The organism is Streptomyces sp. Ncost-T10-10d (assembly GCF_900091955.1).
Lineage (GTDB): Bacteria > Actinomycetota > Actinomycetes > Streptomycetales > Streptomycetaceae > Streptomyces.
In genome coordinates, this window is record NZ_FMDF01000044.1 from 131,341 (window position 1) to 151,049 (window position 19,709).

The 19,709-nt window shown below is 69.6% G+C and carries 19 protein-coding genes and 1 pseudogene; 16 read left to right on the forward strand and 4 right to left on the reverse strand.

Annotated features, from left to right (window positions below; all coding sequences use genetic code 11):
* The first annotated feature begins 7 nt into the window (after positions 1-7).
* From GA0115254_RS05540 to prcA, 4 genes and pseudogenes are all read left to right on the forward strand, one after another.
* A complete protein-coding gene (locus GA0115254_RS05540) occupies positions 8-226 on the forward strand; it encodes a ubiquitin-like protein Pup (RefSeq protein ID WP_016325855.1) in 219 nt (72 codons plus the stop codon).
* A gap of 103 nt (positions 227-329) precedes the next feature.
* Positions 330-517 (forward strand): annotated as a pseudogene (locus GA0115254_RS45635) (endonuclease domain-containing protein); the annotation flags it as partial.
* Positions 469-1,314, forward strand: a complete 846-nt coding sequence (gene prcB, locus GA0115254_RS05550) for a proteasome subunit beta (RefSeq protein WP_093894149.1) — start codon at positions 469-471, stop codon at positions 1,312-1,314. The pseudogene GA0115254_RS45635 and the gene prcB, both read left to right, overlap by 49 nt.
* A 57-nt stretch (positions 1,315-1,371) precedes the next feature.
* Positions 1,372-2,214 carry a proteasome subunit alpha gene (gene prcA / locus GA0115254_RS05555; RefSeq protein WP_093894150.1) on the forward strand — a complete coding sequence of 281 codons (843 nt, stop codon included), beginning with the start codon at positions 1,372-1,374 and terminating at the stop codon, positions 2,212-2,214.
* A gap of 51 nt (positions 2,215-2,265) precedes the next feature.
* On the opposite strand, the gene GA0115254_RS05560 is transcribed toward prcA, so the two are convergent.
* Positions 2,266-3,312 (reverse strand): LacI family DNA-binding transcriptional regulator, encoded by a 1,047-nt coding sequence (locus tag GA0115254_RS05560; protein WP_093894151.1) that lies wholly within the window; start codon positions 3,310-3,312, stop codon positions 2,266-2,268.
* Positions 3,313-3,444: 132 nt separating this feature from the next.
* On the opposite strand from GA0115254_RS05560, the gene GA0115254_RS05565 reads away from it, so the two are divergent.
* From GA0115254_RS05565 to GA0115254_RS05620, 12 genes are all read left to right on the forward strand, one after another.
* Complete coding sequence (locus GA0115254_RS05565) at positions 3,445-4,704, forward strand: MFS transporter (RefSeq protein ID WP_093894152.1); 1,260 nt, start codon at positions 3,445-3,447, stop codon at positions 4,702-4,704.
* 9 nt (positions 4,705-4,713) lie between these two features.
* Positions 4,714-6,075, forward strand: coding sequence for a Pup--protein ligase (gene pafA, locus GA0115254_RS05570; protein WP_093894153.1), 1,362 nt, complete (start codon positions 4,714-4,716; stop codon positions 6,073-6,075).
* A 127-nt stretch (positions 6,076-6,202) separates the two neighbouring features.
* Positions 6,203-7,156, forward strand: a complete 954-nt coding sequence (locus GA0115254_RS05575) for an FKBP-type peptidyl-prolyl cis-trans isomerase (RefSeq protein WP_093894154.1) — start codon at positions 6,203-6,205, stop codon at positions 7,154-7,156.
* Between the two features lie 43 nt (positions 7,157-7,199).
* Positions 7,200-7,574: an FKBP-type peptidyl-prolyl cis-trans isomerase gene (locus GA0115254_RS05580; protein ID WP_093894155.1), complete on the forward strand. Its 375-nt coding sequence runs from the start codon at positions 7,200-7,202 to the stop codon at positions 7,572-7,574.
* A 113-nt stretch (positions 7,575-7,687) separates the two neighbouring features.
* On the forward strand, positions 7,688-8,641 hold the full coding sequence (locus GA0115254_RS05585) for a helix-turn-helix transcriptional regulator (RefSeq protein ID WP_093894156.1): 954 nt from the start codon (positions 7,688-7,690) through the stop codon (positions 8,639-8,641).
* Between the two features lie 14 nt (positions 8,642-8,655).
* Entirely contained in the window at positions 8,656-9,612 is a 957-nt protein-coding gene (locus GA0115254_RS05590) for a helix-turn-helix transcriptional regulator (RefSeq protein ID WP_093894157.1), read from the forward strand.
* Between the two features lie 19 nt (positions 9,613-9,631).
* A complete protein-coding gene (locus GA0115254_RS05595) occupies positions 9,632-9,901 on the forward strand; it encodes a hypothetical protein (RefSeq protein ID WP_093894158.1) in 270 nt (89 codons plus the stop codon).
* Between the two features lie 35 nt (positions 9,902-9,936).
* Positions 9,937-10,134: a hypothetical protein gene (locus GA0115254_RS05600; protein ID WP_093894159.1), complete on the forward strand. Its 198-nt coding sequence runs from the start codon at positions 9,937-9,939 to the stop codon at positions 10,132-10,134.
* A gap of 258 nt (positions 10,135-10,392) precedes the next feature.
* Entirely contained in the window at positions 10,393-10,686 is a 294-nt protein-coding gene (gene tatA / locus GA0115254_RS05605) for a Sec-independent protein translocase subunit TatA (RefSeq protein WP_093894160.1), read from the forward strand.
* Positions 10,687-10,748: 62 nt separating this feature from the next.
* On the forward strand, positions 10,749-11,699 hold the full coding sequence (gene tatC, locus GA0115254_RS05610) for a twin-arginine translocase subunit TatC (RefSeq protein ID WP_093894161.1): 951 nt from the start codon (positions 10,749-10,751) through the stop codon (positions 11,697-11,699).
* 18 nt (positions 11,700-11,717) lie between these two features.
* Complete coding sequence (locus GA0115254_RS05615) at positions 11,718-12,626, forward strand: diacylglycerol kinase (protein WP_093894162.1); 909 nt, start codon at positions 11,718-11,720, stop codon at positions 12,624-12,626.
* A gap of 44 nt (positions 12,627-12,670) precedes the next feature.
* The gene (locus GA0115254_RS05620) at positions 12,671-15,505 is read left to right on the forward strand and encodes a DEAD/DEAH box helicase (protein WP_093894163.1); all 2,835 of its coding nucleotides are present in this window, start codon (positions 12,671-12,673) and stop codon (positions 15,503-15,505) included.
* A 222-nt stretch (positions 15,506-15,727) separates the two neighbouring features.
* On the opposite strand, the gene GA0115254_RS05625 is transcribed toward GA0115254_RS05620, so the two are convergent.
* From GA0115254_RS05625 to GA0115254_RS05635, 3 genes are all read right to left on the reverse strand, one after another.
* Entirely contained in the window at positions 15,728-16,828 is a 1,101-nt protein-coding gene (locus tag GA0115254_RS05625; protein ID WP_093894164.1) for an LLM class flavin-dependent oxidoreductase, read from the reverse strand.
* Between the two features lie 187 nt (positions 16,829-17,015).
* Positions 17,016-18,908, reverse strand: a complete 1,893-nt coding sequence (locus tag GA0115254_RS05630; protein WP_370740832.1) for an allophanate hydrolase — start codon at positions 18,906-18,908, stop codon at positions 17,016-17,018.
* A gap of 12 nt (positions 18,909-18,920) precedes the next feature.
* A partial coding sequence (locus GA0115254_RS05635) for a PucR family transcriptional regulator (protein WP_176739992.1) occupies positions 18,921-19,709 on the reverse strand: 789 nt, incomplete at its 5' end.

A 19,709-nucleotide genomic window follows, 5' to 3' on the forward strand; every position in this document is an offset into this window, starting at 1 on the left:
GAGCTAAATGGCGACCAAGGACACCGGCGGCGGACAGCAGAAGGCGACGCGCTCCACCGAGGAGGTCGAGGAGCAGGCGCAGGACGCGCAGGCGTCCGAGGACCTCAAGGAGCGCCAGGAGAAGCTGAGCGACGATGTCGACTCGGTTCTGGACGAGATCGATGACGTACTCGAGGAGAACGCGGAGGACTTCGTGCGTTCTTTCGTTCAAAAGGGTGGACAGTAGTTCACTCATGTGAACGTGGGGGAATGGAGAGGTACGCGCGGTACGGGCAGGGTCGGCCCGTACCGCGCGGCCACAAGCGGCACCGCAGGCTGTACAGCTGCCCCCGACAGTTCATGTGGATCGCTGCCGCGGGACGGGTAGGGTCCGTGGCGTAAACGCATCGACTGCAATTCGGCCATCGGCACGTTGGGAGACGATCCTGACACCTTGCGCAGGGCCGTCGCATACCTGGAGGGAAACGCGTGGAAGCCAACACTCGTAGCACCGGGCGTCTACCAGCTGCCTTCCTGACGCCGGGATCCTCTTCGTTCATGGATTTCCTGTCCGACCACTCTCCCGAGATGCTCCCGGGCAACCGGAACCTGCCGCCTCTGCAGGGGGCCATCGAGGCGCCGCACGGGACGACCATCGTCGCGGCGACGTTCCCCGGCGGCGTGGTCCTGGCCGGCGACCGGCGGGCGACCATGGGCAACATGATCGCGCAGCGCGACATCGAGAAGGTCTTCCCGGCCGACGAGTATTCGGCGGTGGGCATCGCCGGCACGGCCGGACTGGCCGTGGAGATGGTCAAGCTCTTCCAGCTGGAGCTGGAGCACTTCGAGAAGGTCGAGGGCGCCCAGCTCTCCCTGGAGGGCAAGGCGAACCGGCTCTCCACGATGATCCGCAGCAATCTGGCGATGGCCATGCAGGGCCTCGCCGTCGTGCCGCTCTTCGCCGGCTTCGACGTCGACCGCGGGAAGGGCCGGATCTTCTCGTACGACGTCACCGGCGGCCGCTCCGAGGAACACGGATACGCTGCCACCGGCTCGGGGTCGATCTTCGCCCGTGGTTCGATGAAGAAGCTCTACCACGAGGATCTGACGGAGCAGCAGGCCCTCACCCTGGTCGTGCAGGCGCTGTACGACGCCGCGGACGACGACTCGGCGACCGGCGGTCCCGATGTGGCCCGGCGGATCTACCCGATCGTCACCGTCATCACCGACGAGGGCTTCCGGAAGCTGGCCGAGGCGGAATCCTCCGAGATCGCCCGCTCGATTCTGGAACGCCGGTTGGAGCAGCCCGACGGCCCGCGCGCCGCGCTGCTCTGATCCCGTTCCGCTGCTTCTTCGATGCTCTTGTCACTGACAGAAAGGGACGGATAACCGGTGTCGACGCCGTTCTATGTCTCACCTCAGCAGGCCATGGCCGACCGGGCGGAATACGCCCGGAAGGGCATCGCCCGTGGTCGCAGCCTTGTTGTGCTGCAGTACGCCGACGGCATTGTGTTCGTCGGCGAGAACCCGTCCCGTGCGCTGCACAAGTTCAGCGAGATCTATGACCGGATCGGTTTCGCCGCCGCCGGCAAGTACAACGAGTACGAGAATCTGCGCATCGGCGGTGTGCGCTACGCGGATCTGCGCGGATACACCTACGACCGTGACGATGTGACAGCCCGTGGGCTGGCCAATGTCTATGCGCAGACGCTGGGCACCATCTTCTCCAGTGCGGCCGAGAAGCCGTACGAGGTGGAGCTGGTGGTCGCCGAGGTCGGCACCGAGCCGGAGGGCGACCAGATCTATCGGCTGCCGCACGACGGCTCGATCGTCGACGAGCACGGATCGGTCGCGGTCGGCGGAAATGCCGAGCAGATCAGCACCTTCCTGGACCAGCGGCACCGCGACGGCATGACGCTCGCCGAGGCGCTCAAGCTGGCGGTGCAGGCGCTGTCCCGCGATCCCAACGGCAGCGAGCGGGAGATCCCCGCGGAGCGGCTGGAAGTCGCGGTCCTGGACCGTACGAGGCCGCAGCAGCGGAAGTTCAAGCGGATCGTCGGCCGGCAGCTGGCGCGGCTGCTGGAGGCGGACGGCGGCACCGCACCGACGGACGCGCCCTCCGACATCGAGGACGGCGAGGGGGCTGAGTCCTCCGGGACGGAGTCCCCTGCGAGCACGACGGATGTCACCAAGCCCACCGATTCCGGTAGGGACGCGGAGTCCTCCGAGGAATAGCCCGCGCTGTGCCGGTGCCCCGGACCGCCTTCCCGGCGGGCCGGGGCACCGTCATGAACGCTGACCGTCCGCGGGCGGAGGCGCCGCGGAGCCCCGTGCGACCAGGTGCACGGGCAGGCTGCCGGGCTCGGCCGGGCGGCCGTCCAGGACCGCCAGGAGGGCGGCCATGCCGCGTTCGCCGACCTGCTCGGCGGGCAGCTGCACGGTGGTGAGCTCCGGTTCGACGGCCGTGGCCAGGGCCAGATCGTCGAAACCGGTGACGGAGAGGTCGTCGGGGACGCGGAGCCCCAGCCTGCGGGCAGCCTTGCAGGCGCCCGCGGCGAGGATGTCGTCGTCGCAGACGATGGCGGTGGGCCGGGGGCCAGAGGCGCCGAGTGCGTGCTCCGCTTCTTCGCGGCCTGCCTGTACGTCGAGCGGCGCCGTGACGGTCCTTACGGAGGTACCGGGCACCGCCCCCAGGGCGTCGTGGAGCGCCTGGGCACGGACCGCGAAGGTCCAGGTGTCGACCGCCGACGCAAGGTGGACGAAGCGGCGGTGCCCCAGCGCGAGCAGATGCTCTGCGACCTGCCGCATGCCGTCGGCGATGTCGAGGTTGACCCGTGCCGCGACGCCTGTGTCCGCCGGGTCGCTGTCGAGCATGACCAGCGGCAGGCCGGCGCCGCGCAGCACGTCCAGTGCGCCGGCGGCCATGGAGGAGGCGATCACCCCGTCGAGGGAGGCGCGCGCCGAGGCGAAGGGATCCCTGGCCGACCCCGTGCCTTCGGGGGACGGGTAGAGGACGACCCCGAAGCCGTGTTCGGCGGCGACCACGGCGGCGCCTGTGTAGACGCGTGCGAAGAATTCGTTGGTGAGCGCGGGGACGACCAGCAGCGCGGTCCTGGTGCGGCCCAGGCGGAGGCTGCGGGCCGCGAGATTGGGCTGGTAGCCGAGTTCGTGCGCCGCGTGCCGTACACGGTCGGCGGTGGCCTCGGAGACCCTGCCTCGCCATTTGTCGCCGAACACGAGGGAGACGGTGGCCTGCGAGACGCCCGCGGCCCGCGCGACATCGCGGCTCGTGGGCCGGGCCGGGGCGGGCTGTGACTGTGGTGCGCTGGTCACTCGGGCCTCCGGGCCGGTCGGGGGCAGGCGCCGTGAGGTGGACCTGCGGACTGGGCACATGGTACGTATGAACTCGACGTTATACGTAAAACCTCAGGGTGCCGCAGAGTGCCCGAGAGAGAGGGGCGGGACATGGCCGCGGGATTTCTGGACATCCTCCGGGCGCGGCATGCCGCCCGGCTGCTGGCAGGGACCCTGGTGGGGCGGCTCCCCAGCGGCACCGCCCATATCGCGATCGTGCTGTTCACCCGGGCCGAGGGCGGCAGCTACACCCTCGCCGGCGCGCTCGCCGCCGTGTACGGGCTGTCCACCGCGGTCGGACAGCCGCTGCTGGGCCGCGCCGTGGACCTGTACGGCCAGCCGCGGGTCCAGCTCCCGGCCTCCGTGGTGTCGGCGCTGGGCATGGCCCTGCTGGCACTGGTGGGCCTGGAGTCACTGCCGCTGGCCTATGGGGCGGTGATGGTGGCAGGTGTGTTCACCCCGCCACTGGAGGGCGGTCTGCGGGCCCTGTGGCCGAGCGTCCTGGGCGGCGAGGACCGGGTGCACCGGGCGTACGCGATGGACGCCGTCGCCCAGGAGGTCATGTTCACCCTGGGCCCGCTGCTGGTGACGCTGCTCGTCTCCCTCTGGTCGCCCGCCGCCGCCCTGCTCGTCATCAACGCGATAGGGGTCCTGGGGGCGCTCTCCGTCGTCCTCTCCGAACCCTCCCGCGCCTGGCGTTCCGCGCCCCGTGAGGCGCACTGGCTGGGTGCGCTGCGCTCGCCGGGACTGCTGGCGCTGCTCGGCTCGTTCTTCTTCGTGGGGCTCGCGCTCGGTTCGATCACGGTGGCCGGGGTGGCGTACGCCGACGACCACGGCCGGGAGTCGGTGTACGGCTGGCTGATGGCCGCGCTCGGGCTGGGTGCGCTGGTCGGTGGTGCGGTGTACGGGGCGCGGCAGTGGGCCGGGGCTCCGGAGCGTCGGCTGCGCGTCATCGTCGCGCTGCTGGCGCTGGGCTATCTGCCGCTGATGCTCACCCCGGGGGTGGTCGCCATGACCGCTCTGGCAGCAGTGGCCGGAGTCTTTCTGGCGCCCGCGATCGCGTGCTCGTTCATCGTGGTCGACCGGCACGCTCCGCAGGGCACGGTGACCGAGGCGTTCTCCTGGTTGGTGACGACGTTCGGAGTGGGCGCGGCGGCGGGAACGGCCGTCGCGGGCCCGGCCGTCGAGTTGGGCGGCACGACGTGGAGCTTTGCCGTCGCGGGGGCCGGCGGGGTGGCGGCGCTGTTGGTCCTGCTTGCCACGGGAAAGGTCCTCGCAGTTCCCGGGCGTACGGCTGTTGCTGTACAAGGATCGGAAAATGATCGAAACGGTGCTGTCGAACCCGGTTTCAGCTCAGGCCATCAGGCGTAATGTTCAGTCATGGACCGCCGCATTTTCGGGCTGGAGAACGAGTACGGCGTCACGTGCACGTTCAGGGGACAGCGCCGACTGTCTCCTGATGAAGTGGCGCGCTACCTCTTCCGCCGTGTTGTGTCATGGGGCCGCAGCAGCAATGTCTTTCTGCGGAACGGCGCCCGCCTCTACCTCGACGTGGGATCGCATCCGGAATATGCAACCCCCGAATGCGACAACCTGACCGAGCTGGTCACCCACGACAAGGCCGGCGAGCGCATTCTCGAAGGCCTGCTCGTCGACGCCGAACGCCGCCTGCACGAGGAGGGAATCGCGGGCGACGTCTATCTCTTCAAGAACAACACCGACTCGGCGGGAAACTCCTACGGATGCCACGAGAACTATCTCGTGGCGCGGCACGGAGAATTCTCCCGGCTCGCGGACATCCTCATTCCCTTCCTCGTCACCAGGCAACTGATCTGCGGCGCGGGAAAGGTGCTGCAGACACCGCGGGGCGCCGTCTACTGCGTCAGCCAGCGCGCCGAGCACATCTGGGAGGGCGTCAGCTCCGCCACGACGCGCTCCCGCCCGATCATCAACACGCGTGACGAGCCGCATGCGGACGCGGAGCGGTACCGTCGCCTCCACGTCATCGTCGGCGACTCCAACATGTCCGAGACGACCATGCTGCTCAAGGTGGGCGCGACCGATCTGGTGCTCCGCATGATCGAGGCGGGCACCGTGATGCGGGATCTGACGCTGGAGAACCCGATCCGGGCGATCCGCGAGGTCAGTCACGACACCACGGGGCAGCGCAAGGTGCGCCTGGCCAGTGGCCGCGAGGCGTCCGCCATCGAGGTGCAGCGCGAGTACTACGAGAAGGCCGTCGACTTCGTCGACCGCCGTGGCATCCGCACCGGAACCGTCGCTCAGGTCCTGGAGCTGTGGGGCCGTACGCTCGACGCGGTCGAGGCCGAGGACCTCGACCGGATCGAGACCGAGATCGACTGGGTGATGAAGTACAAGCTCATCGAGCGGTACCGGGCGAAGCACAACATGACCATGTCGCACCCGCGGGTCGCCCAGATAGACCTCGCGTACCACGACATCCACCGCCGCCGCGGCCTGTACTACCTGCTGGAGCGCAAGGGACAGGCCGCCCGTGTCTGCAACGACCTGAAGATCTTCGAGGGCAAGTCCGTGCCCCCGCAGACGACCAGGGCGCGGCTGCGCGGTGACTTCATCCGCAGGGCCCAGGAACAGCGGCGGGACTTCACCGTCGACTGGGTCCATCTCAAGCTCAACGACCAGGCGCAGCGCACGGTGTTGTGCAAGGACCCGTTCCGTTCGGTGGACGACCGAGTGGAGAAGCTGATCGCGGGTATGTGAGCCGGCAACAGGACAACCTCGGCTCCCGACGCGACGCGGGCCCCGTACGTTCCTCGTACGGGGCCCTGCGTACGCCCTAGAGTGTCGAGGACTAAAACAACTGTGCCGTCTGAGATCTGAGGAACAAGTGCGCCGACTTGCCGGCCTTCTCGTCGTCCCCCTGTTGCTGCTGACAGCGGCCTGCGGTCACGAAAAGGGCTCCGCTTCCAATTCCGCTTCCGCTTCCGCCGCGTCCAAGGACGGGTTCCCCGCGATCACCGCGGGCGCGAAGTTCGGCGAGAAGCCCACCCTGTCCAAGGGCACAGGGAACCCGCCCAAGGAGCTGAAGACCAGGGTCATCAGCCAGGGTGACGGCGCCACGCTCAAGAACGGCGACGCGATCCAGGTCAACTACCTCGGGCAGGCCTGGGACTCCGACAAGCCGTTCGACAACAGCTTCGACCGCAAGCAGCCGTTCGATCTCACCCTCGGCGCCGGCATGGTCATCCAGGGCTGGGACAAGGGCCTCGCCGGCCAGAAGGTCGGCAGCCGGGTCGAGCTGGTCATTCCGCCGGATCTCGGTTACGGGGCGCAGGGCCAGGGCGACATCAAGCCGAACGCCACGCTCGTCTTCGTCGTCGACATTCTGAAGTCGACGCAGATCCCGACGTCCGCCAAGGGCACCGCGGTCGCCCAGGACAATGTCGACCTGCCCAAGGTCGGAACCAACACCGACGGCAAGGCCCCCAAGGTCACCGTCCCCACCAAGACCGACCCGCCGAAGAAGCTCGTCTCCAATTACATCCTGGAGTCCAAGGGCGACGTCGTGAAGGACACCGACAGCGTCGTCGTGAACTACGTGGGGCTGCTGTGGAAGGACGGCAAGACGTTCGACAGCACCTACAGCGCGGGCAAGACGCAGACCTTCCCGCTGGCCCAGGTCACCCTGAAGGGGCTCAAGAACGGTCTGGTCGGCAAGAAGATCGGCAGTCGTGTGCTCCTTGTCATCCCGCCGGACCAGGGGTTCGGTGACAAGGCGCAGCAGACCATCCCCGCGAAGTCCACGCTGGTGTTCGCCGTGGACATCCTGGCGAAGATGTAAGACTGTCCCGGTTGCCCAGTTCATCAGTAAGAGGAGCAAGTCAGTGAGCATCGAGAAGCCCGAGATCGACTTCCCGGGTGGCGAGCCGCCGGCCGACCTGGAGATCAAGGACATCTGGGAAGGCGACGGCGCGGTGGCCGAGGCGGGCGCCACCGTCTCCGTCCACTACGTGGGCGTGGCCTTCTCCACCGGCGAGGAGTTCGACGCCTCCTGGAACCGCGGCACCCCGCTGCAGTTCCAGCTCGGTGCCGGCCAGGTCATCTCCGGCTGGGACCGGGGCGTGCAGGGCATGAAGGTCGGCGGCCGTCGCCAGCTGACCATCCCCGCGCACCTCGCGTACGGCGACCGCGGCGCCGGTGGCGGCCGTATCGCCCCCGGCGAGACCCTGATCTTCGTCTGCGACCTGGTCGCCGTCTGATCCGCAGCCGTGCGCTACGAGGGCCCGTGCCTGGGGGCACGGGCCCTCGCTTTTGTCCGGACACCGCGGAGCGGTACGGTCGACGGTCGTAGAGCAAAACAGAAAGGGCGTCGATGGCGATTGCCAAGGCCGAGCGGCTGATGAACCTGGCCCTGTGTCTGCTGGGGACCCGGCGCCCGCTGAGCAAGCGCGAGCTGCGCGGCTCCATCGAGGCCTACCTGGAAGCGGGTTCCGACGACGCCTTCAACCGGATGTTCGAGCGCGACAAGGACGATCTGCGGGAGCTCGGTCTGATCATCGAGACCGTGGAGAACCTGGACGGCGACACGGGATATCTCGCCCGCCGCGACAGCAACCGGCTGCCCCCGATCACGCTGGACGCCGAGGAGGCCGCCGCACTCGGCCTGGCCGCCAAGGTGTGGCAGCAGGCGCGGCTGGCCGGTGCGGCCAGCGGAGCGCTGCAGAAGCTGCGGGCCGCGGGTATGCCGGAGGCCGAGGACGCGTACGAGGTCCACAGCGCCCTCGAACCCCGTATCCCGGTTCATGAGGCCGCGTTCGAGCCGTTGATGCTGGCCTGCCGGGACCGCCGCCCGGTGACCTTCGACTACCGCAAGGCCAACGCCGCCCGGCCCGAGCAGCGCCAGGTCGAGCCGTGGACGCTGGAGTGCTGGCGCGGCCACTGGTATCTGGCCGGCTGGGACCGGGACCGCGGCGCCGAGCGGGTGTTCCGGCTCTCCCGGATCAGCGGCCGGGTCCGCTCCCGGGCCGGGGCCTTCACCGTCGAGGTGCCCGACGTCGTGACCGTCCGCGAGACCGTCGAGAGCTGGGCGGGGGAGACAGCGACCCGGACCGCGCGGATCAGGCTGCGGGCCGGTGCCGGATACCCGCTGCGCTCGCGCGCCCTATCGGTCCGGGAACTCGGTGACGGGTGGGACGAGTTGGAGATTCCGTACGGACACGGCCTGGACGCCTGGCTCGTCGAGTTCGGTCCGGACGTCGTCGTACAGGAACCCGCCGACCTGCGGGCCGATGTGGTGGACCGGCTGCGCGCCGTGGCCAAGGACTGAGGGGGACCGTATACATGGCCACGAACGCGATCGACCAGACCCGCCGGATGCTCTCCCTGGTGACGTATCTGCGTGAGCGCCCCGGTGCCCACGTCCAGGACGTCGCCCGCGCCTTCGGGATCACCGAGGACGAGCTGATCTCCGACCTCGACGTGCTGCCCATGTGCGGTACGAGCTTCCGCGGCGGCGATCTGCTGGACATCGACACCGACGGCGACCGGATCTGGTGGCACAACCCGGACGATGTCGCGGAACCGCTGCGGCTCGCGGCCGACGAGGCGACGGCGCTCCTGGTAGCCGCCCGCGCCGTGGCCACGCTGCCGGGGCTGCGTGAGAGCGACCGGCAGGCGCTGCTGCGAGCCACCGCGAAGCTGGAGACCGCGGCCGGTGAGGTGGGGGCGGCGAGCTCGCGGCTTTCGGTCACCTTCGAGTCCGAGGGCGGTGTCTTCGCCGATGTCGACCGGGCGATCTCCGAGCGGCGCCGGCTCTGGCTGCGCTACTACTCGCCCGCGCGCGATGAACTCACCGAGCGCGAGGTGGACCCGATCCGGCTGTTCGCCGTGGGACATACGTACATGGAGGCCTGGTGCAGGTCCTCCGAGGACCGGCGGACGTTCCGGCTCGACCGGGTCGCCGAGATCCGGCTGCTCGACGAACCGGCCGCGCCGCCCGAGCTCGAGCTGCGGGATCTGTCCGAAGGGCTCGTCCAGCCGGCGGCCGAGGACCCGGAGGTCGTGGTCGAGGTGGGCCCCGGCGGCCGGTGGGTCGCCGAGTACTACCCGCACGACAGCGCACAGGAACTGCCCGACGGCGGGCTGCGGATCACCCTGCGCACCCCCGATCCGGCCTCGCTGCGCAGGCTCGCGCTGCGACTGGGCCGGGACGGCCGCATCGTCTCCCCGCCGGAACTGGCGCAGAGCGCACAGCAGGCGGCCCGTGCGGCGCTCGCTGCCTATGACGGACCGGCCTGAGCGGATACCTGAGGGAGATATGCGCAATATGTCTGTGGTGTCGGGTGTTCCGACCGTGGTGGTGCCGGAATCCGTACGGTTCAAGGCCGCCTGCCCGGACTGCCGCGAGCGGTTCGAGCTGGCGGCGGGCGCGATCCGCCTCGCCGTGGGTGCCAGCCGCCGGACGACGTTCTACTCCTTCACCTGCCCGGAGTGCGGCGCGGCCGTCCGTAAGCCCGCCGGAGAACGGATTGTTGAGCTCCTCACCAGTGGCGGGGTGCGGACGCTGCGCCTCCACACCAGCCTTTAGAACTTCGGACACCTAGACACATTGAGGCTCTGCGCATGTTCTGGCCCATGCTCGCCATCGCCCTGGGGTTTCTCGGGATCGCCGTCCTCGGCGTGCTGGCCGTGAAGGTCTTCATCGAGGCCCAGCGTCTGGGGCGTCAGGTGACGCGCACGACCCGGCGCATCAACCGGGCGGCGGAGGACCTGGAGCGGGCCGCGACGGATCTTGCCGCCACCGGTGACGCGTTGCGTTAGACGCACCGCCCCGCGATCGTGTGAGTCTGTGAGCAGGGGCGATGGATCGGGGAGGGCGCGGCCTCCAGTTTCTCGGGTTCGGGGGTACGCTGCTGAAGCGGCCCTGAGAGCGAGGCATGGGCCGTAATCGCAAGGATGCATGGGTATTGCCCTGCGTTTACTCCTGCGGGATACGATCGCTGACAGTACGACGATCGGACGTCCGTCCGACGTTCGATCCGCCCCACCCCTGCTGCCTCGGTGAGAAGGTACACGCATATGTTCGGAAGGCTCGGCGCTCCCGAGATCATCCTGATCCTCGTCGTCATTGTTCTGCTGTTCGGCGCGAAGAAGCTTCCTGACATGGCTCGCTCGCTCGGCAAGTCGGCCCGCATCCTCAAGAGCGAGGCCAAGGCCATGAAGTCCGAGGGCAGCCCGTCCGCCACCCCGGCCGAGCCGGCGAACGACGCCGCCGCCCAGGACCAGGTCGCCCCGCGCACCATCAAGGCCGCGCCCGGTGATGTGACCAGTTCGCGTCCGGTCGCGGAGCCGACCGATTCGACCAAGCGCTGACAACCGGGCCGACGCAGGCGCCCTGATGGGTGACGGCCTGCTGCACGAGATGAGGACGTGGGTTGCTCAAGTCTGCCCGCAAGCAGGAGACGGACCTAGAGGGCCGCATGCCTCTGGTGGAGCACCTGCGTGAGCTGCGTAACCGGCTGGCCAAGGGGCTGCTGGGAATCGTCGTCGTCACGATTGTGGCCGCGTTTTTCTACAAGGAGATCATCGAGTTCTTCACCGACCCGGTGCTGAAGTCGGTCGGGTGCGCGTCCAGCTTCGCCGAACTCGCCAAGCAGAAGGACGGTACGTGCGCACGTATCGTCCTGAACGGTCTGCTCACCCCCTTCACGCTCGCCCTCAAGGTCTCCCTGATGGCCGGTGTCGTCCTGTCCTCGCCGGTCTGGCTCTACCAGTTGTGGGCCTTCGTCGCACCGGGGCTGCACAAGCACGAGAAGAAGTACTCGCTCGCCTTCGTCGGCGCCGGGTTCCCTCTCTTCCTCGCCGGTGGCTTCTTCGCGTACAAGACCCTGCCCACGATGGCGCGGGTGCTCCTGGAGTTCTCGCCGGCCGACCTCGACAACCAGCTGCCGCTGGACGAACTGCTCGACCTGATCACACGCATGGTGGTGGTCTTCGGACTCTCCTTCGAGCTGCCCCTGCTGCTCGTCATGCTGAACTTCGGCGGGGTCATCACCGGCAAGCGGATGCTCGGCTGGTGGCGGGGCATGATCATGGGCATCACGGTCTTCGCCGCGCTGGCCACTCCCAGCACCGACCCGCTGACCATGATGGCGCTCGCCGGACCGATCTGGGTGCTCTACTTCGTGGCCACAGCGATCGCGCTCCTCAACGACCGCCGCAAGGCACAGCTCGCGGCGGCGGGGCCCGCCGACGACGAGGCGTCGGAGCTGGACCTCACCCCCGAGGACATCGGTGAGATCGAACCCGTCTCGTCCGGCCGGTCGTTGCCCGCACAGGCGAGCCCGGACCGTGACCGGGTCAACGGTTACGACGACATCACCTGACCTTGTAAGGTCCCCCGGGTGACCAGCGAGATCACCCTTTTCGTCAATCCCACCGCAGGACGCGGCCGGGGCGCGCACGCCGCGCAGCCGGCCGCTTCCGCGTTGCGGGACGCCGGATTCTCCGTACGCACGGTTCTCGGCGTGGACGCCGACGACGCCTTGCGGCGGGCCCGCGAGGCCGTCGCGGGCGGGACCGGTGCGCTCATAGCGGTGGGCGGGGACGGCATGATGTCCCTCGCCCTGCAGGCCGTTGCCGGGACGACGACCCCGCTCGGGGTTGTCGCCGTGGGCACCGGGAACGACTTCGCCCGCGCGCTCGGGATGCCGATACGGGATCCGGCCGCCGCCGGACGGCTGGCTGCCGAGGCGCTCAAGGGCGGTACCGGCCGGGAGATCGACCTCGGACGGGTCGGTGAGCGGTGGTTCGGGTCCGTGCTCGCCTCCGGCTTCGACTCCCGGGTCAACGACCGCGGCAACCGGATGCGCTGGGTCGGCGGACGCTTCAAGTACGACCTCGCGATCCTCGCCGAACTCGCCGCATTCAAGCCCATCCCGTACCGCATCAGGCTCGACGGCGGACCGGTCCGGGAGATCGAGGCGACGCTCATCGCGGTCGGAAACGGATCGACGTACGGCGGAGGTATGCGGATCTGCGCGGACGCGGTCATGGACGACGGGCTCTTCGACGTGACCGTCGTCGGGGACTGCAGCCGCACCACCTTGCTGAAGGTCTTCCCCCGCGTCTACAAGGGAACGCACCTCGGCCACCCCGAGGTCACCGTGCACAGGGTTTCCTCGATCGAGCTGGCCGCAGCCGGTGTCACCGCGTACGCGGACGGTGAACAGCTCGGGGCGCTGCCGCTCACCGCGACCTGTGTACCGGGCGCGGTGAGAGTGCTCGCGCCGGGGTCTCCCACGGGCATTTAAAGATCGCGTCACTGTCAGAGGCGGCGGGTAGGCTCATAAGCAAGATGACAGAGGACCTCTCACCAGCTGAGCGATACCAGGCTTCTCGGATCCGTGCCGCCGAGCTGGCCACCGCACTCGCGCCCTTCCGCGAGATGTACGAGTTCGATCTGGACCCCTACCAGATCGAGGCCTGCGAGGCACTGGAGGCCGGCAAGGGGGTGCTCGTCGCAGCCCCGACCGGCTCGGGCAAGACCATCATCGGCGAGTTCGCCGTGCACCTCGCCCTCGAACAGGGCCGCAAGTGCTTCTACACCACCCCGATCAAGGCCCTGTCCAACCAGAAGTTCGCCGATCTGGTCAAGCGCTACGGACCGGAGAAGGTCGGCCTGCTGACCGGTGACAACAGCGTCAACGGCGATGCCCCGGTGGTCGTCATGACCACCGAGGTGCTGCGGAACATGCTGTACGCGGGCTCGCAGGCGCTGCGCGGCCTCGGTTATGTGGTGATGGACGAGGTGCACTACCTCTCCGACCGCTTCCGGGGCGCCGTCTGGGAGGAAGTGATCATTCACCTCCCGGACTCCGTGACCCTGGTGTCACTGTCGGCGACCGTGTCCAACGCCGAGGAGTTCGGTGACTGGCTGGACACCGTTCGCGGCGACACCCAGGTCATCGTCTCCGAGCACCGCCCCGTGCCGCTCTGGCAGCACGTGCTGGCAGGCCGCCGGATGTACGACCTCTTCGAGGAGGAGACCGATCACGGCGGCCGCGGTGCCGGACGCCGCGAGGTCAACCCCGATCTGGTCCGGCTCGTCCGGATGGAGAATCAGCGGGCGTACAACCCGCGTGAACGCCGCCGCGGCAAGATGATCCGCGAGGCGGACCGTGAGCGCGAGCGGCGCCAGCGCAGCCGGATCTGGACCCCGGCCAGGCCCGAGGTCATCGACCGGCTGGACGCCGAAGGGCTGCTCCCCGCCATCACGTTCATCTTCAGCCGGGCCGGCTGCGAGGCCGCCGTGCAGCAGTGTCTGCACGCCGGACTGCGGCTCAACGACGAGGGCAAGCGCCGTACGGTCCGCGAGATCGTCGAGGAGCGGACCTCATCCATCCCCGGCGAGGACCTCCATGTCCTGGGCTACTACGAGTGGCTCGAAGGGCTGGAGCGAGGCATTGCCGCGCATCACGCCGGCATGCTGCCCACGTTCAAGGAAGTCGTCGAGGAGCTGTTCGTACGAGGGCTCGTCAAGGCCGTCTTCGCGACGGAGACCCTCGCCCTCGGCATCAACATGCCCGCACGCTCGGTCGTGTTGGAGAAGCTCGTCAAGTGGAACGGCGAACAGCACGCCGACATCACACCGGGCGAGTACACCCAGCTGACCGGGCGGGCCGGGCGGCGTGGGATCGACGTCGAAGGCCATGCGGTGGTGCTGTGGCAGCGCGGCATGGACCCGGGGGCGCTGGCCGGACTCGCGGGTACGCGTACGTATCCGCTGCGGTCCAGCTTCCGGCCCTCGTACAACATGGCCGTGAACCTGGTGCATCAGTTCGGACGGCACCGCTCGCGCGAGCTGCTGGAGACCTCCTTCGCACAGTTCCAGGCAGACCGGTCGGTGGTCGGGATCTCCCGGCAGGTCCAGCGGAACGAAGAGGGACTGGAGGGCTACCGGGAGGGCATGACCTGCCACCTCGGTGACTTCGAGGAGTACGCGCGGCTGCGCCGCGAACTCAAGGACCGGGAGACGGATCTCGCCAAGCAGGGCGCGTCGCAGCGACGGGTCGCGGCGGCGGCGTCCCTGGAGAAGCTCAAGCCCGGCGATGTCATCCATGTCCCCACCGGCAAGTTCGCCGGACTCGCACTGGTCCTCGACCCGGGGCTGCCCGCCGGACGGACCAATGGGCACGGGCACCGCGGGCTCGAATACCACGACGGGCCGCGGCCGTTGGTGCTGACCGCCGAGCGGCAGGTGAAGAGGCTCGCCTCGATCGACTTCCCCGTTCCGGTGGAGGCCGTGGAGCGCATGCGGGTGCCGAAGTCGTTCAACCCGCGCTCACCGCAATCGCGCCGCGATCTGGCCTCCGCGCTGCGGACCAAGGCCGGGCACATAGTGCCGGAGCGGCACCGCAAGGGGCGGTCCGCCGCGGCCGACGACCGGGAGATCGCCCGCTACCGGGCGCAGTTGCGCGCGCACCCCTGCCATGGGTGCGACGAGCGCGAGGACCATGCGCGATGGGCCGAGCGGTATCACCGGCTGCAGCGCGACACCAGGCAACTGGAGCGGCGCATCGAGGGGCGGACGAACACGATCGCCCGCACCTTCGACCGGATCGTCGCACTGCTCACCGAGCTCGACTATCTGCGGGGCAATGAGGTCACCGAACACGGGCGGCGGCTTGCGCGGCTCTACGGCGAGCTGGATCTGCTGGCGAGCGAATGCCTGCGGGCCGGGGTGTGGGAGGGCCTGAACCCTGCCGAACTTGCGGCGTGCGTCTCGGCGTTGGTGTACGAGGCGCGGCAGGCCGATGACGCGGTGGCGCCGAAGCTGCCGTCGGGGCCCGCGAAGACCGCGATGGGCGAGATGGTCCGGATCTGGGGTCGGCTCGACGCCCTGGAAGAGGAATTCAAGATCAACCAGGCGGAGGGGGTCGGGCAGCGTGAACCCGACCTGGGGTTTGCCTGGGCGGTCTACATGTGGGCGTCGGGGCGGACGCTGGACGAGGTGCTGGGCGAGGCGGAGATGCCGGCGGGGGACTTCGTACGGTGGTGCAAGCAGGTGATCGATGTGCTGGGGCAGATCGCGGCTGCGGCTCCGCGGGACGGTAGCTCCGTGGCGCGAAGTGCGCATAAGGCGGTGGAGGCGGTGTTGCGGGGGGTTGTGGCCTACAGCTCTGTGGGGTGAGGTTCGCGGGGTGCGGGGTGGTGCGCCTGCGGCGGGCCTGTCCCCTACCCGCCCCTTCCCGGAACCGGGGCTCCGCCCCGGACCCCGGTCCGCGAACGCCGGACGAGCGGGAATCGCGCCGGGCGGGGTGGAGAAGCGCCTGGCCGACAGGAATGGGGACTGGACGGGCTGCAAGGGTGCCGGGCAGGTCGGGTTTGCCGGCCCGCCCGGCACCTCTTGGTATTACGGGGTTGTGCGGGCCGCGTCCCGCTTGGCCACTTCCTCGCGGACTATCGGGATGACGTGCCTTCCGAAGTCGATCGCGTCGTCCAGCAGGTCGTAGCCGCGGGCGGACAGGATTTCCACGCCCAGGTCGTAGTAGTCCAGCAGCGCCTGCGCCACCGTCTCCGGTGTTCCCACCAAGGCCGTCGAATTGCCGGCGCCGCCCGTCTCCGCCGCGGTCGGTGTCCACAGTGCCCGGTCGTGGCGCTCGCTCTCGGCGGCCACTGCGAGGAGCCGTTGGGAGCCGGAGTTCTCCGGGCTGTTCAGCGGGTGACGGCGGCTCAGCGGTGCCCCGGCCTTGTGGGCCTTGATGCGTGCCAGCGTTCGGTGAGCCTTCTCCCAGGCCAGTTCCTCGGTCGGTGCGATGATCGGCCTGAAGGCGACCTGGATCCTGGGGACGTCCGTACGACCGGCTGCCTTCGCCGCGGCCTTCACCGACGCGATCTGTTCCGCGGTCTGTGCCAGCGGTTCGCCCCACAGGCAGTAGATGTCGGCTTCGGCGCCCCCGGCCGCGTACGCCGCCGGTGACGAACCTCCGAACGAGACCCGCGGATGCGGCTGCTGCACGGGAAAGGTGTCGCTCACGAAGTCGTTGAAGCGGTAGTGCGTGCCCTCGTGGTCGAAGGGCTCGTGCGAAGTCCACGCCTGCTTGATGATCTGGATGGCCTCACGGGTGCGAGCGTACCGCTCGTCCTTGGTGAGGAAGTCGCCCTCGCGCTGCTGCTCGTGGTCGTTTCCGCCGGTGATGAAGTGCACGGCGAGGCGGCCGTCGCTGATCCGGTCCAGGGTTGCGAAGGTCTTGGCCGCGAACGTCGGGTACGAGACGTTGGGGCGGTGCGCGACCAGGATCTGGAGCGTTTCGGTACGGGCCGCGATGTAGGCGGCGGCGGGGGACGGATCGGGGGAGCCGGAGCCGTAGGCGAACAGCACTCGGTCCCAGCCGTGGTCCTCGTGTGCGCGGGCCAGTTCGAGCGTGTACGCCTTGTCGAAGGACGCCCCGGAGCGGGGTGTCACTTCGGAACCTTCATTGGTTGCTGCGATGCCGAGAAACTCGACGGGCATGGCAAAGCCTCATCTCGTGCTGCGGGGGAACCGGTCGTGTGAAGTGCTGACGTCGGAGCAGTCAGGAACAACACGAGGAGGACCACACTCGACCGAAGTCGATGTGGTCGCGGGTGACCAGCCGCAGCTGAGGGCGCATCCGCCCAGTGGAACAGGCGTGTTGGTGCCGAGTCAACTGTTTCTGGGATCAACGACCGAGGTATGCGCGCCAACTGCCGTGCGATGTGATGTCCGCGGCGCCTTCCAGCGCGTACGGCTCGCACAGGAAACCGGTCGCCGTGGCTCCGTCCTCGAGTTCGACCCGGCCCAGCGTCATGGGCGCCGGGAGGGCGGCGGCGAGTCGCCCGAGTCCTTCGGCGGGCAGCTCCCACAGCTCTGCCTCGATCGCTGCCCCGCCCTCCCCGATCCGTTCCAGGCCGGCCTCGGGCGGGCCCGTGCGCAGGGCGTGCAGGCGGTAGACGGGGGCGGTGGTGGTGGTACGGATCAGACGGGCGCCCAGGGCAAGGAGTTGGGGGTTCAGGGGTTCGCCGGTCAGGTGGGTGCCCACCACCGCGATCCGGGTGGGCGGGGTCAGCAGCGCGGCGATTCGGGCCACGCGTTCATCGGTGTGCGCCGGGCCGATCAGCATCACGCCGAACGGCAGGCCGTCCACCTCGCCCGCAGGGGCCGCCACCGCGCACAGGCCGAACAGGTTGGTGGAGTTGGTGAACCGGCCGAGGCGGGCATTGGCGCCCAGCGGGTCGGCGGCGACCTCGGCGAGCGTGGGGTGGCCCGGTGCGGTGGGCAGCAGGAGGGCGTCCGCGTCGCCGAGTGCGGCTGTCGCGGCGGTGTGGAGGGCGGCCAGTCTCGCCTGGTCGGCGAAGAGCCGGTGCGCCGGGATGTCACGGGCCGCGCTGATGATCCGGGCGACCGTGGGGTCGAGGTCGGGCGCGGTGGGTGCCCCGTCGATGAATGCTCCCACCGCCGTGTAGCGCTCGGCGACGAACGCACCCTCGTACAGCATCGCGGCGGCCTCCGTGAACGGGGTCAGGTCGATGGCCCGGAGCACCGCGCCCGCCGCGCGGAGGCGGGCGGCCGTCGTCTCGTAGGCCGCCGCCCAGCCGGGATCGAGATCGCCGAGTTGCCCGGTGGGCGGGACCGCGATCCGCCAGGGGCCCGGAACACGGGAGTGGTCGGGCTGCGGGATGGGCGTGGCCATCAGGGCCATCGCCTGTTCGGCCTCGGGGAGCGTGCGGGCGAAGACGGTGACGCAGTCCAGGCTCGCGCAGGCGGGGACCACACCGTCCGTCGGGACGAGGCCGCGGGTCGGGTTCAGGCCGACGATGCCGTTGAACGCGGCGGGGACACGGCCGGAACCCGCGGTGTCCGTGCCCAGCGCGAGGTCCGCGATCCCCAGGGCGACGGCAACCGCCGAACCGGAGCTGGAGCCGCCGGCGACCCGGTCCGGATCGAGGGCGTTGCGGACGACGCCGTACGGGGAACGGGTGCCGACCAGGCCCGTGGCGAACTGGTCCAGGTTGGTCGTACCGATCACCAGCGCTCCCGCGCCACGGAGGCGGGCGACCACCGGGGCGTCGGCGCTCGGCTCGTACGCGTATGAAGGACAGCCCGCTGTGGTGGGGAGGCCGGCCACATCGATGTTGCCCTTGACCGCCAGCAGACGGCCCGCGAGGGGGAGATGTTCTCCTGCGGCAAGGCGGGCTTCGAGGCTCCGTGCCTCGGCCTCCACGTCCGGCCGGGGGCGCAGACCGATCCAGAGCTCGGGGCGGTCGACCGCTTCGATACGGGCGTAGGCGGCTCGGACACGAGTAACGACGAGGGAGCGGGTCGGGGTCGGCATGTGTGTTCCTCGATTCGCGTGGGGCGGGGCCCGGACCAGCAACGTCGTACCCGGCTCCACCTGGGCGCCCGGCCGGGTGAGGACCTCCGTGGCGAGGCCGGCGGCGGGGGCGTGGACACGGGACTCCATCTTCATCGCCTCCGGCGCCGGCAAGGGCTGACCCGCCGTCACCATGTCTCCCACGGCGACATTCAGCCGTACATGCGTTGCGGATCGTGGGCGTGAGGGCCCGAGGTCCAGGGGTGATGGGCGTCAGGGCCTGAGGTCCGGTGGTGCGGACGGCTCGCCCGGGGGCGTGGACAGGCCCGCGCGGCACGCCAGTTGGAGTGCGAGGCGGACATCCGGCTCGTTCAGATCGGCGCCCGTCAGCTGGACGATCTTGCGAATGCGGGCGCCCACCGCGTTCCGATGCAGATGCAGGGCCTGTGCCGCTCGGGCGGGGGAGTTGTTGTGGTCCAGGTACCCCTGGAGCGTGCGCAGCAGCGGCTCGGCGCGTTGTGGACCCAACGCCAGTACGGGGGCCAGGAGTTCGGCGACCGCTTCGCGCGCCGTGTCGGAGGCGTACCACTCCAGCAGCATCCGGTCGAGGCCCACCGCGTCATGTGCGGCCACCGTCGGCCCCTCATCGCGCGGCACGGCGGCCCTGGCCTCACGGGCGGAGGTGCGGATGCCCAGCGGGCCCCGGTGCGGTGAGCCCACGCCGCATCTCAACCCGGCCTCCGGGCGCAGTCCGGCCAGTCGGTCCACTACACGCCGGGCACGGGCCAGGGTGGCGCGCCGCCCGTTCGTCCCCGGGTCGGCGGGCCACGTGCTGAGCAGGACAAGGGCGTCGTCGACCAGGGCCGCGTTCCACTGGACGGTGTCGGTGGGCGGTGACGCCGGGGTGGTGGGGTGCGCCGCCGGTCCGTCCCAGGTCCGCAGCAGGGTCAGCGCCTGCGACATCACCGCGTCCAGTGCCTTCGGCCGGTTCGTGGCGTCGAGGCCGCCGGCCTCCACCCGCAGCGCGATGTGCCAGCCGTCGACGGGCAGCGCGAGCGCCCG